Origin of the sequence: Streptomyces sp. NPDC006283 (assembly GCF_040613325.1) — a bacterium.
Taxonomy (GTDB): Bacteria; Actinomycetota; Actinomycetes; order Streptomycetales; family Streptomycetaceae; genus Streptomyces.
In genome coordinates, this window is the sequence record NZ_JBEXRZ010000231.1 from 1 (window position 1) to 11,453 (window position 11,453).

Sequence of the window (11,453 nt, forward strand, 5' to 3'; positions counted from 1 at the left end):
TCGACCTTCTCGACCTTTCCGTTGCCCTCACGGACGACGGAGAGGAAGTTCTCGATCAGCGGGGAGACAGAACGCTCCTCGAGATCGGGGTCGAGATCTCGTACGTGGCTTCGCCACCCTACTGAAACCGGCCGAGCGCAACGACGTGAAACTCACTGAGTAGATCAGGACCGCCAGTGCCGCCGACCTGCCCCACCTGCGACGCAGTCTCACCAACGGCCTCGAAAACGACCGGACATCTTCGGTGCGGCAGTAACACCCGCACCGCGAGGATCATGAGACAGATGCACGGACGCCGCCGACCCAGGGGTGACGCTTGGTGTCGAGCCCCAATTGCGACAGACCCTGTTGAGTTGGGACCAGGCCACACCCCCTCCCCTCCACGTTTGGGGGTCTGGCCGGCGGTACGCCGTGTCGGCTCGCATGTCCCGGGAGCGGTCTGTGCATCCGTATGTGACGCGACTGAGGTTAGAAGGGCGTCAGTAGGCGCCGTTCACATTGTCGATTGAGCCGTACTTGTCGGCGGCGTAATTGCATGCGGCGGTGATGTTGGCCACCGGGTCGTAGCTGTCCATCGACGTGCCGGGCACGTGATAGGCGCCGAACGTCGGGTCGATGACCTGAAGGAGTCCCTTGGACGGAGTTCCTGCCACGGCGTTGGAGTCCCAGTTGTTCTTAGCCAGCGGATTGCCCGAAGACTCGCGCATGATGTTCCGGTGGATGCCGTTGTACGAGCCGGGGATGCCGTGCTTGGCCATGACATCGAGCGACTCCCTGATCCAGCCGTCGAGGTTGTTCGCATAGGTCGCGGGCTTCGCGGCTGTGGCGGCACTATTGGAGGCCAGTGTGCTCCTCCGCGCGGAGCGGCTGGCCTCTTCCGGAGAAGACGTGTTGGGGGTCACCTTGGTCTGTTTGCCGACCGTCAGCTGGAGACCCGCGTGAATCAGCGAAGGGTTGCTACCGATTGCCCGCCGGTTGTCCTTGTACAGTCGCATCCAGCCTCCGCTCAGAGAGTGCGCGTGTGCGATCTTGGAAAGGGAGTCGCCCACAGTGACGGAATAGGTGGTGGGCAGAGCCTTCTTCGCGGCGGCGGGCGTGGCGCCCGCGATGGCCGGCGCCACAGCCTCTTCTGCTGTAAAGGAGTGCGCCGTCGGCTGTGCCGCGTCAGCAGTGGTCGCGCCGATCACCGGCAGGACGAGTGCGGCAGTTCCCGCACCCGCAGCGACGAAATCCCGAGTGATCGGGCTGGACTTGGGACTGCGATGTTTACCCTTTGCGGGCATGGCGAGTTCCTCTCCGTCGCCTGCGAGGTCGGCTGTCGGGTTTCGGGCTGGAGATGCCCGGCCGCAGTAGGAGTGCGTGAGCCGTTCCGGTTGCCGGATCGTCGACCTACCTGGATCCCCCGCTCCTGCCGTGCGTAAGATGGGTGGGTTTACCAGACGACGGCAGGATTCAGCGTTTCATCTGGATTGTGGCGATTGCGGTGACCGTAAGCGGAAGCGCTGCTCCGTTTCAGAGACTTTTCGGGCACGGCGTGCGGACGCCGACTGTGAGGCGCGCCGCTTGTGGGATCCGATCTAACGTCTCCGCCGCTATTAGCGGCAACCTTGTTGTCATAAGACCGGGTCGTGATTCTGGTGGAGGGAGCGTGCCGTGTGGTGCCGGAGGGGGCCCGGGAGGCGGCGACGTCCCACGAAGGCGCAAGTCCAGCTCCCGGAGGTCGGCGCGCCAGGGGTGCCGACGGTCGCAGCGGGTCAGGTCCTGGGAGGTATCCGCCGCGTTACGAAGGAACGGCTCCTTGGCGGGCCACTCGATCGCGAGACGGTCCGTGGCGCGGCACGGTAGTAGCTACAGGCAGGCGCGGCCACGTCGATCTCGCTCCAGGCTGCCGACGATGGCAGCGCCCCGCGCGGTCAGCTCGGTGCCGATGCGCATCACCTCGGCCGCCTCGCGCAGCAGGTCCGGCGCGTGCGCATACCCCTCGTCCGGCCCACTGGGCGAGCTGGATGAGGTTGGTGGCCCGCAGACCTTCCGCCGACCATCGGTGCGGGCGGAGAACGTCTCCGGTGAATGGACGGCTTCAACCTCGCTTCCGTGGACGAAGCTCACGGAATGACCTCCTGTGCCGCCTGGGTGCCGAAAGTCAGCAGCACCGACTACCGGCGGACCAGGCGTGCCGGGTCGATGTCGAAGCCGAAGGGTTCGGTCACGGTCGTGGTGTCGCCGGCCTGCATGAGCCGGTCCCGGTAGGTGCCGTTGTCCAGGTGTCCGAGGTAGAGGCGTGGTGCGGGGTCGAGTTCCAGGCGCCAGCAGTGCGGGATCCCCGCAGCCGCGTACACGGCCGGCTTCATTTTCGGTCGGTTACGGGCAGCGCGATGACATCGGCCGTCGTGCTGACCCACGGCCATCCCTTTCAACCTCCTTCTCCGGGCAGCCACTGACAGTGCGACCCGGCAGAGTGCCGCTGTCGCCTGCCAGGCCAGCCTCGGGCGGCAACCTCTACGGTCGTGATCGGGCCCCCGAGCGCGATCTCCGCCCCAGGCGCGGTACACGGGAGCGGTTGATCGTCAGCGAGGGGCGCGCTCAGAGCCCCTCGGGGAACTGCTGATCAGCGCGACGCCGCTGCGGCGTGTTACCAGGTGATCGTCAGGTGGCGAGGCGCGGGCCCGGAGCGGTCTTTGGCGATGAAGACATTGACTTCATCGGGTTCGGTCCGGTCCACGAGGGCCACGGTGTCGGCGTGGTATTCCAGGTTGGCTCCGATACCGAGATCGTCGATGTCCAGTAGTGTCCCGGGCCGCCGGGGGCGTTCCAGGCGGGCGATGAGCAGGATGGGCGGAAGCCCCAAGGCCTCGGTCATGGCGATCTGCTTGAGCGCGCATCCGATGTCGTCCGCGGCTTCTGCGGTCTGGACCGGGGCGTCCAGGTCTGTGTTCATCAGTTGGAGGCGGTCGATGACGACCAGATCTGCGGGCGTACGGGAGTCGGTCAGTCTGGTGAGTATTTCTTGCACGTACCAGGTGGTGGGGCGCTGCTTCTGAATGATGGTCAGGTTGGGAACGGGGTTGCGCGGGGTGAGGTCCGGGGCGAAAAGGACGGCGTGCAGACCGTTCGCGGCAGCGTGTACCGCGATGTCGTAGCCGACCTGCGCCTCTCGGTTCCGGGAGCGTGTGCCCAGGCAGACCACGTGTGCAGGCTGGAGTTTGAGGACGTCGTCCATCTCCGGCCAGGGCGTGATGCCGTCGCCTTCCTCGATGTTTCCTCCGCCGGCTCGGCGAGCGAGCCGGGAGAGGAAGCGCGATGCTGCGGAGGACCGGTCAGCCATCAGGGCCCCAGCAACCGGGCGGTCTCCGGACGGTTGCCCGGCACGCGTTCCGCAGTCGAAGCGAAGTCGTCAACGCCGATTCGATGACTGAATGGTAGACGCCTGCGGCAGGGTGCCACTTGCACGGGATGCGGCCCCCAGACCCAGTGATGCGACTCGCCTCTGGTCACCTCGGCAATCGTGGTCGCACTCATGGAGTCAGGCTCCATGGGCTTCGAACAGATCGGGCAGTCGTACATCATCCGTGTGCTCCCTTGCACAGGTAGCAGCCTTATCTTAATGCGGTTGTAGGATTTCGCGGTCCGGGTGTAGGTCGCCACCCTGACCAGGAGCTCTCGGCTGTCGCAGCCCGTCCTCGTCTGGTGTCTCAGGCTCGTGGCATTTCTTCAGGGTCGACTTTGGCGGTCGACCAGCTATTTCTGCCACTTACGCTGGGCTGGAACTCCGCCACCGCATCCTGCTTCCCAGACGGACACCAAGCTCACCACCGGCTGCGGGCCAGACCCGTTCGTTTGACAGACCCGTATCAGACCTTCCAGTCAAGGAACTACAGCAGCTGTTCGCCGACCCGATGATCATGATCAGCGAGCGCCCCGCCGAATGCTGGAGGATCCGACGCGCCCGACAATCCGGCATGCCTGGTTGTTACTGAAGCCCTGCTGCATGAGCGGAAGTATGGAGCCCTCTCGGCGGTGAGCCTCTTCGCCCCCTGAGACCTCCAGTTCTCCCGGATCCCGAAGTCCATCGCACCCCCTTGAGCCCGCCGCCTGAGTCCCCTAATACGGCCGGGTGGCCCCAGGGGCCCTGTCAAGGGACCGGCGGCACTAGCTAGGGGCGCCCGTTGGATCTGCGGTCCCCTTCCGCTTCGTCCGGTCTGCCGGACTGGGTGAGCCCCGCCCGGCCCCTGACCCCGGTCACGGGTGGCCCATGACTACTGGCCGTCTCCGGATGACCTCGTTAAAATCGCATAAAATTAATATATTGCCCTGATCTGAGAGGAAATATGGCCGATGACGTCGCGGGCACCCGCCCACCGCCCAGCCCGCACGACCCTCGAAAGCAGGGGGAACTGAAACACAACGCGATCGGTTTCCTCGACGCGCTTGTCATCGGTATCAACGCCACTTCCCCGGCGTACTCGCTGGCTGCCGTCATCGGAGCCGTCGTGGCCCTCGTGGGCATCTACGCCCCGGGTGTGGTCCTGGCGTCATTCGTACCGATGCTGCTGATCGCTTCGGCCTTCTTCTACCTCAACCACGTCGACCAGGACTGCGGCACGACGTTCTCGTGGGTCACCAGGGCCATGGGCCCCTGGACGGGCTGGATGGGCGGCTGGGCCATCATGATGACCGGCGTCCTCGTCATTGGTTCACTGGCCGACGTCGCCGTCGGCTTCGGACTACTCACCGTCGGCCTCGACGGCTGGGCCGACAACCCGGTCATCCGCCAGGTGCTCACAGTGCTGGTCATCCTCGTAATGACGGGCATCTGCGTCATCGGTACCGAGGCGTCGGCCCATGTGCAGAACGTGCTCATCCTCGCGCAGATCGCCTCCCTGCTCGCCTTCGCCGTCGTCGCGGTCTACCGCGTCTACGACGGCACGAGTCCCCTCGGGCCCATCGAACCCGTCATCGAGTGGCTGAATCCGTTCGGGGCTGGTGGCTCCGCACTGACCGGCGGCCTGCTACTGGGCGTGTTCATGTACTGGGGCTGGGAGTCGGCCGTCAATCTCACCGAAGAAGTCAAGAACTCCGCCAGCGCCCCCGGCCGGGCCGGGATCTGGTCAACGGTCATCCTGCTCGTGACCTATCTGTCGGTCACCATCGCGGTCGTGGCGTTTGCCGGACCGGCGTTCCTGGCCAAGAACGCGTCTGAGGAGGAGTTCATCTTCGCCCTGCTCGCCCGCCAGATCATGGGCGGATGGGACTGGCTCGTGCTGCTGGCGGTCTGCACCTCCGCACTGGCCGCGACCCAGACGACGATCATTCCGGCGTCGCGCACGGGGCTGTCCATGGCCCGTAGGAGAGCGCTGCCGATCGTGTTCGCCCGTATCCACCCGCGCTTCCGCACCCCCGATGTGAGCACCTGGGCCGTCGCCTTCGTTGCCATCGCCTGGTATCTGATCGTCAGCCAGGTTAGCGAGAACGCGCTCTTCGACTCCCTCACGGCGCTGTCGCTGCTCATCGCGTTCTACTACGCGCTCACGGGCGTCGCCTGCGCCGTCTACTACAGGCGCCATCTCACCGAGAACATCCGCAACTTCCTCCGGATCGGCGTGGGGCCCCTGACCGGCTCCGTGCTGTTGACGTGGCTGCTGGCGGAATCCGTCATCGACATGTCGAATCCCGCGAACTCCTACAGCGGTGTCTCGTGGTTCGGGCTCGGCCCGCCCCTCATCATCGGTATCGGCATCGTGATCGTGGGCCTGCTCATCATGTCCGCCCAGCGCCTGGCGGCACCGGGATTCTGGAGCGAAAGCCGTGGTGTGGCCAATCCCGAGATCGTGCACGCCATGGAGCGCCATCGCAGAGTCGCCAAGCACCCCAGAGACCCCGAGGAGTCCTGAGATGTCGATCATCCTCGGCTACGACGAATCACCCGGCGCTGTGCGGGCGCTGCACGTCGCGATCGAGGTGGCATCGGCTTTCGGCCAGCCACTGGTACTCGTCTACGGCGCTGCGGCCCCCGGCAGCATGGGTGAGGAGTACCAGGCCCACGCCGAGGTACTCCGCGAGATCGGCAGGGCCGCGCTCGCCAATGCCGTCGAGGCGGCCGACGACGCCGGCGTGCCGACGGCTGTAGAGATCATCGACGAAAAACCGGCGCAGGCCCTGCTCAATGCCGCTGTGCGCCATGAGGCACAGGTCATCGTGGTCGGCAGCTACGGAGAGAGCCCAATGCGCGGCGCTCTGTTGGGATCAACCCCCCACAAGCTGCTGCATCTGTCGAAGATTCCCGTGCTCTGCGTTCCGGCGGCGGACTGACCTCGATCATTCAAACGTGCAGGTCATCGCGCGCTCGGACGGGCACTCCGCTCTGGTTCTCACGAGCCACGCCCGGGCGGACACATGATCTGACCGCCGCCCGCCCCCACGGCATCGCCCAGGCCTGCCTCACCCGCCAGATCCTCCTCCTCGCAGACCGCGCCTACCAGGGCGCCGGCGCCACATTCCGCACCCCCTACTACCGCCACAGTGAACAACCCGACCACTACCAGCAGTTCAACCGGGACCCCGCCCGACTCCGAGTCCTAGGCGAACGCGCCTTCGCACGTCTCAAGTCCTGGCAAGTGCTGCGGCGAGCACGCTGCTCGACCAACCGCATCGGCAGAACCGTGGCAGCAGTACACACACTCCTGACCTGTGGCCAATCAGGATGAAAGAGGCTCACTCAAACCGACCTCGCTCCTGCTGCTTGACAAGCACGACAAGCGTAGGAGTCAGCCGTTCATCTGCGGTTGACGACTCGCGAGCGTGGAAATCGGTACGGGGGCTGTCCGCCGACGCCGCTCAACAGACCGAGTCCTCGCCTGTTACGGGAACGGCCTCGTCACCCGTTTTCGTCTATGTGGTCGTTACTTGGGTGAGCAGTTGGGGTGGCGGCGATAGACGGTGAGGGTGTCGATGAGGTCGAAATCGTGGGCGGCCAAAAGACGAGCGGTGGGTTCGTAGCCCGGGTCGGCATGGGTGGCGGTACGGCGGGCGCCCGCGGCGGCGGCGACGTGGAGGCACTGGGTGAGCAGGCGGTGGCCCAGTCCTCGGCGGCGGTGCATGGGGTGAACCGCGAGGTGCCACAGGGTGGCGGTGCCGGATTCGGGGTCCGGGCGAGAGAGCAGGGCGCTAGCCAGCACGTGGTCGTCCATGCCGATGACGGTCAGGCGCCATCCCCCAAAGTCGTTGAGCAGGGTCACGTCTGCGATCGGATCGGCCAGCTCAGGCGGAGATTCGGTGAGGTCGTGCAGCAGGTAGTGCTGGCTGGTGGTGGGAGTGAAACCGGCTGCGGTGAGGGCGCGGACGGTGGCGAGCCGGTGCCCTCCTGGCAGGCCGGGGACGTCGGCGCTGGTAGCCGGTGCGGTGAAGGCATACAGCGTGCGGGGGCCGAGATGGCTGCGGGCGAAGGACAGCAGCGCGGCGATGGCGTTAAAGTCTTCGCCCGCGTGGAGCCAGTGGATCAGCCCCGCGTCATCGGGACGGCGCACCGCCAGGCACATCACTCCGCGTACCTGACCGCCTTCCAGGCCCGTCAGCGTAAACGTTTTGCTTCCCTCTGGTCGCTGTGCGGGAAGCCCGTGGGGCGGCGGTAGTTCGCCGGGAAGCTTGTCACGGGCAACCAGCTCTCGCACGGCGGGGAGGTCCGCGGGCGCGTAGGGGCGCACCGAAAAACGGCCGGGTTCCTCCAAGCCCGTCGATCCGGCCCACTGGTTCTGTCCGGTGTGGATCACTGCTACTCCCGCGTCTCGCAATGGTTGTCACCTGCCGGATACATGGCACGAAACAAGATAAATAATATAAATGGGATGCGGCTGGGCGGTGCATGAGTAATTGCTGCTCACGGGATCACTGCACTGAGAGTTTGGAGTTGGCGCACGCCATGGACGAGGCGTCAACCGAGCGGGATGCGTGAGGCGAGGACATGTCATTTGATGTCAGTGTTGGCTTCCGTGGGCTGAGTGCGCCGCCATTTCTGGGCACCGGTCGAAAGGTCGACGGTTCTGTGTGAAGGTCGTCGCCGACGGACTTCGCGGGGGAGGTCGGCCCGCTGCACCTCGACGTCGTCGTCGTGGGCGTCGGCCTGTCCGGCAGCGGTGCGGTGCGGTGCCTGTCCACCGAGCGCGGCCTCGCTGAGCCCGGCGCGGCCGAGGGCCGGGCTCACGGGGGCAGGTATCGCTACGGCAATGGCACGTAAGAAGTGATTTACGCTTCACGGACGGCGACAGTGAGTGACGGCTGGCGTACGACCCACTCAAGGGCCACGCGCACATGCGCCTGACGGAATCCACCGCAACTAGAAATCTGGAAAGCATTGTGAGAGCAGTTCATGCTCGGCCTGGTAGTCGTTGGACTCTGCGGACCGTTTGCAGTGAGACGTAAGCCTTTGAGGTCACCATAAGCCGGCTACCGCACTGAACCCTTTCATCCCGTCCTTGAACGGTGAAAAGGGCTGGTCAGAGGGGTGGGGAAGTGACATGGCAGGCTCCTGGTCGTTGGCTGGTGACTTCACTCAACACACCGGCGTCCGAGAGGCCCTGTTGGTTTCGTATCCTTCCACGCTCGATGTCGAGGAAGTCTCCCTGGCGGTGCCTGGGTTGTTCCAAGCAGGCATCCTTGGCACTCGCGCATCTGCGGAAGAACGAGACGTTTCCGCAGTTCGCGGCGGGGTTCGGTGTCTCTACGGCGACTGCCTGGCGGTATGCCGAGGAGACCGTCGAGGTCCTGGCTGCGTGGGCTCCGGGATCTGCACGAAGCACCGGCTGCCGGCCTGGGTGAAGGCGACTTCGTCATCGTTGACGGCACCCTGCCCCTCACCGACCGGATCGCGGCGGACGAACCGAACTACTCGATGAAACACCGCAGGCACGGCATCAACGTGCAGCTCACCGCCCGCCCCGACGGCACACCCCTGTGGTTTTTCGAGGCACTGCCGGGCCGGACTCATGACCTGACGGCGGCCTACACCACACGGCATCATCCAAGCCTGTCTGACCCGGCAGATCCTCGTCCCGGCCGACCGCGCCTACCAGGGCGTCGGCGCCACGGTCCGCAGCCCCTACTACCACCACCGGATCCCACCGGCCCAACTACCAGCAATACCACCGGGAACACGCCCGACTCCGAGCCCCCCGGCGAACGCGCCTTCGCACAGCTCAAGCAATGGCACATCCTCGGCCGAGCCCGCTGCTCGCCCAACCGCATCGCCGGATCACGAAACCGTTCAAACCTTGCTGACCTGCAACTACCAAGGATGAAAAGGGTTCACTGCGGACGGTCTACCGGAAAGGTCGGGTGGTCTTGCTCTCACGGCCAGGCCGCGGTCAGCGGATGTCGCGGTTCGACGTGAGGCGGTCGTGGCGCGGGCCTCGCGATCTGCGAGGCCGGCCCGGATCGCCGCGCCGGTGAGGGCTTCCGTCAGGGAGTCGCCGAGGCCGTTCTCGTAAGCGCGGAGCATGCCGCCCAGAACAGTTGGGTGTTCCGCTGCCCCTCCTACGCGGTGGCCGATGGCCAGGAAGCCAACGTCCAGTTCGAGGCATACTCGGTGATCACTCTGGGAGGCTGCCCCGCCGCTGTTACTACCTGCGGCGTTGTCGCACGATCGAGGGGCGGTCTCCGTGAGACCGCCCCCGCAACGTCCGGAGCCCCGCCACTCCCGTCACCCGGCGAAAGACCAGGTCAGAGTCTGCGTCGGACGCTCCGGCACTCAGCCCTGTCCGTTTTGTCCCTGCGGTCCGCCCCTCCTTTTTGCCGGGCATTCTCCTGCTCGCGTGCGGCTTTCAAGCCGCCTTCCATGAGGTCCTTGCCGACCTGCATCCCGGCGGCGTCGTGGTGGGCGCGAGCAGTGGTGAAGTCCATGCTGACCGGCGACAAGTCTGTCCTGCCTGCGCGGGCCGCCGCGGTAATCAGGCCTTCCAGCCAGAACAGTGAGCTCTTTCAGCTTGCCTACTGATCGGGTGACGTCGTGGTGTACGCAACGCACGAGGCTCCCGTGCCGTTGAGGGAGGTGTTCGAAGTCTCATCTCGCTGGCACAGGAGCCTCGTTGGTTCACTATCCTGCCGCACTCGACCTTCCTCACGCTCTGGTCGAGTGGGTCACCATGCTCATCGTCACCCGCGAGGGTGACCGCCGCTGCAAGCTGGCCCCGCACCAACGCGCGCTGGTCGCCCTGGTGTACCTGCGCAAGCACGACACCCTCGCACAGATAGCCGCTGGCTTCGGGATCTCCGTCGGCACCGCCCACGCCTACACCTCGAAGGGGTGATTGACCTGCTCGCCGACCAGGCACCGGGCCTGCTCCAAGTCCTGCGCGAGAACGACCCCGACTACGTCCTGCTCGACGGCACCCTTGCCGAGTGCGACCGCCTCGGCCACGGACGGGACGACCACTCCGCCAAGCACCGCCGCCACGGTGTCAACGTGCAGGTCATCACCGACCCGGTCGGCGACATGCTGTGGATCTCGCCCGCGCTGCCGGGACGGTGCCACGACCTGACCGCTGCCCGCACGCACAGGATCATCCGGATCTGCCAGCGCCAGGGCGTGCCCGTCCTCGCCGACCGCGCCTACCAGGGCGTCGGCCCCTGGGTGACCGTATCGGACTCAAGCGGCCACCCGGTGGCGAACTCACCCCGACCCAAGCACCGTCAACCGCGCCCTCGCCACGGCTCGCGCACCTGTCGAGCGCGTGATGGCACGGCTGAAGTCCTGGCGCGTCATCCGCAGAGCACGCAGCAGCCCGAATCGAATGACGTCAATCGCGAAGGCACTGCTTCACCCTCGAGCGGCAACGCTGAAAGAGCTCAGTGAAGAAGCCGGCGACGCGGAAGCGTCAGTAGACGGTGGCCCAGGGGCCGAACTCGGAGGGCATCTCCCATAACTGGCCGCTGGACCGGAACCGCCTCACCCCCTCGAACTGTTCCGCAGTAGCTCGGGGTAAGGCCAAACCTGCCGATCAAGAGGTAGGGCTCGAGGAACTTCCACTGAGCATCGGCGAGTTGCTTGCGCGTCACGGCAAATTCCTACCGGGTTCCACGCACGAAGGAAGGAATTGCGCAGCAGAGTCGACGCACTCCGTAAAGCCCCCACTCAGCCGAAACATCCGCAGAATCTCCGAGAGATCCGTGCCAGCGTCAGTGCTGCGCGCTACGACGTTTCCGCGCGGCCCACATGATGCCGCCGCCCGCGACGATTACTAGAGCGGCCCCGCCGCCGATCAGAGGCGCGGAGCTGGAGGAGCCCGTCTCGGCCAGGTCGCCCGAGGGGGAGCTCGGCTTTGCCGAGGGGACCGTGGGAGCGGTGCCGCTGGTGTCCGACCCGCCGGACGTGCCGCTGGTGTCCGACCCGCCGGACGTGCCGCTGGTGTCCGACCCGCCGGACGTGCCGCCACCCGTCGTGCCGCCCGTGGTGCCGCCCGTAG

10 protein-coding genes, 5 pseudogenes and 1 riboswitch are annotated in these 11,453 nt (G+C 65.9%); of the genes and pseudogenes, 6 read left to right on the forward strand and 9 right to left on the reverse strand.

Annotated elements, in window-relative coordinates; genetic code table 11:
- From ABZ070_RS31135 to ABZ070_RS31155, 5 genes and pseudogenes are all read right to left on the reverse strand, one after another.
- A pseudogene (locus ABZ070_RS31135) lies at positions 1-95 on the reverse strand (30S ribosomal protein S6); the annotation flags it as partial.
- Between the two features lie 384 nt (positions 96-479).
- On the reverse strand, positions 480-1,283 hold the full coding sequence (locus ABZ070_RS31140) for a LysM peptidoglycan-binding domain-containing protein (RefSeq protein ID WP_356638687.1): 804 nt from the start codon (positions 1,281-1,283) through the stop codon (positions 480-482).
- A gap of 4 nt (positions 1,284-1,287) precedes the next feature.
- A riboswitch (cyclic di-AMP (ydaO/yuaA leader) is annotated at positions 1,288-1,468 on the reverse strand.
- A gap of 380 nt (positions 1,469-1,848) precedes the next feature.
- A complete protein-coding gene (locus tag ABZ070_RS31145; RefSeq protein WP_356638689.1) occupies positions 1,849-2,109 on the reverse strand; it encodes a hypothetical protein in 261 nt (86 codons plus the stop codon).
- A gap of 47 nt (positions 2,110-2,156) precedes the next feature.
- Positions 2,157-2,351, reverse strand: coding sequence for a hypothetical protein (locus tag ABZ070_RS31150; RefSeq protein WP_356638691.1), 195 nt, complete (start codon positions 2,349-2,351; stop codon positions 2,157-2,159).
- Between the two features lie 281 nt (positions 2,352-2,632).
- Positions 2,633-3,325, reverse strand: coding sequence for a DnaB-like helicase C-terminal domain-containing protein (locus tag ABZ070_RS31155; RefSeq protein WP_356638693.1), 693 nt, complete (start codon positions 3,323-3,325; stop codon positions 2,633-2,635).
- 1,003 nt (positions 3,326-4,328) lie between these two features.
- Here ABZ070_RS31155 and ABZ070_RS31160 point away from each other — a divergent pair.
- From ABZ070_RS31160 to ABZ070_RS31170, 3 genes and pseudogenes are all read left to right on the forward strand, one after another.
- A complete protein-coding gene (locus ABZ070_RS31160) occupies positions 4,329-5,891 on the forward strand; it encodes an APC family permease (protein ID WP_356638695.1) in 1,563 nt (520 codons plus the stop codon).
- A gap of 1 nt (position 5,892) precedes the next feature.
- Entirely contained in the window at positions 5,893-6,309 is a 417-nt protein-coding gene (locus ABZ070_RS31165) for a universal stress protein (protein ID WP_356638697.1), read from the forward strand.
- Positions 6,310-6,322: 13 nt separating this feature from the next.
- Positions 6,323-6,704, forward strand: a pseudogene (locus tag ABZ070_RS31170) (transposase family protein); the annotation flags it as partial.
- Positions 6,705-6,899: 195 nt separating this feature from the next.
- Here ABZ070_RS31170 and ABZ070_RS31175 read toward each other — a convergent pair.
- On the reverse strand, positions 6,900-7,766 hold the full coding sequence (locus tag ABZ070_RS31175) for a GNAT family N-acetyltransferase (RefSeq protein WP_356638699.1): 867 nt from the start codon (positions 7,764-7,766) through the stop codon (positions 6,900-6,902).
- 832 nt (positions 7,767-8,598) lie between these two features.
- Between ABZ070_RS31175 and ABZ070_RS31180 the strand changes: the two genes are divergently transcribed.
- Both ABZ070_RS31180 and ABZ070_RS31185 read left to right on the forward strand, forming a co-directional pair.
- Positions 8,599-8,811, forward strand: a complete 213-nt coding sequence (locus ABZ070_RS31180) for a transposase family protein (RefSeq protein ID WP_356638701.1) — start codon at positions 8,599-8,601, stop codon at positions 8,809-8,811.
- A 73-nt stretch (positions 8,812-8,884) separates the two neighbouring features.
- Complete coding sequence (locus tag ABZ070_RS31185) at positions 8,885-9,382, forward strand: hypothetical protein (RefSeq protein WP_356638703.1); 498 nt, start codon at positions 8,885-8,887, stop codon at positions 9,380-9,382.
- Here ABZ070_RS31185 and ABZ070_RS31190 read toward each other — a convergent pair.
- Positions 9,278-9,531: pseudogene (locus ABZ070_RS31190) on the reverse strand (hypothetical protein); the annotation flags it as partial. The gene ABZ070_RS31185 and the pseudogene ABZ070_RS31190 overlap by 105 nt on opposite strands.
- Positions 9,532-10,076: 545 nt before the next feature.
- Here ABZ070_RS31190 and ABZ070_RS31195 point away from each other — a divergent pair.
- Positions 10,077-10,830 (forward strand): annotated as a pseudogene (locus ABZ070_RS31195) (transposase family protein).
- A 38-nt stretch (positions 10,831-10,868) separates the two neighbouring features.
- On the opposite strand, the pseudogene ABZ070_RS31200 reads toward ABZ070_RS31195, so the two are convergent.
- Both ABZ070_RS31200 and ABZ070_RS31205 read right to left on the reverse strand, forming a co-directional pair.
- A pseudogene (locus ABZ070_RS31200) lies at positions 10,869-11,046 on the reverse strand (IS5/IS1182 family transposase); the annotation flags it as partial.
- Positions 11,047-11,166: 120 nt separating this feature from the next.
- The gene (locus tag ABZ070_RS31205) at positions 11,167-11,286 is read right to left on the reverse strand and encodes an LAETG motif-containing sortase-dependent surface protein (protein ID WP_356638705.1); all 120 of its coding nucleotides are present in this window, start codon (positions 11,284-11,286) and stop codon (positions 11,167-11,169) included.
- Positions 11,287-11,453: the final 167 nt, after the last annotated feature.

Excerpts from the sequence above, each read along its gene's own strand:
- ABZ070_RS31140 (WP_356638687.1), bottom strand. The coding sequence starts at position 1,283 with ATGCCCGCAAAGGGTAAACATCGCAGTCCCAAGTCCAGCCCGATCACT.
- ABZ070_RS31150 (WP_356638691.1), bottom strand. The coding sequence starts at position 2,351 with ATGAAGCCGGCCGTGTACGCGGCTGCGGGGATCCCGCACTGCTGGCGC.
- ABZ070_RS31155 (WP_356638693.1), bottom strand. The coding sequence starts at position 3,325 with ATGGCTGACCGGTCCTCCGCAGCATCGCGCTTCCTCTCCCGGCTCGCT.
- ABZ070_RS31160 (WP_356638695.1), top strand. The coding sequence starts at position 4,329 with ATGGCCGATGACGTCGCGGGCACCCGCCCACCGCCCAGCCCGCACGAC.
- ABZ070_RS31165 (WP_356638697.1), top strand. The coding sequence starts at position 5,893 with ATGTCGATCATCCTCGGCTACGACGAATCACCCGGCGCTGTGCGGGCG.
- ABZ070_RS31180 (WP_356638701.1), top strand. The coding sequence starts at position 8,599 with ATGTCGAGGAAGTCTCCCTGGCGGTGCCTGGGTTGTTCCAAGCAGGCA.
- ABZ070_RS31185 (WP_356638703.1), top strand. The coding sequence starts at position 8,885 with ATGAAACACCGCAGGCACGGCATCAACGTGCAGCTCACCGCCCGCCCC.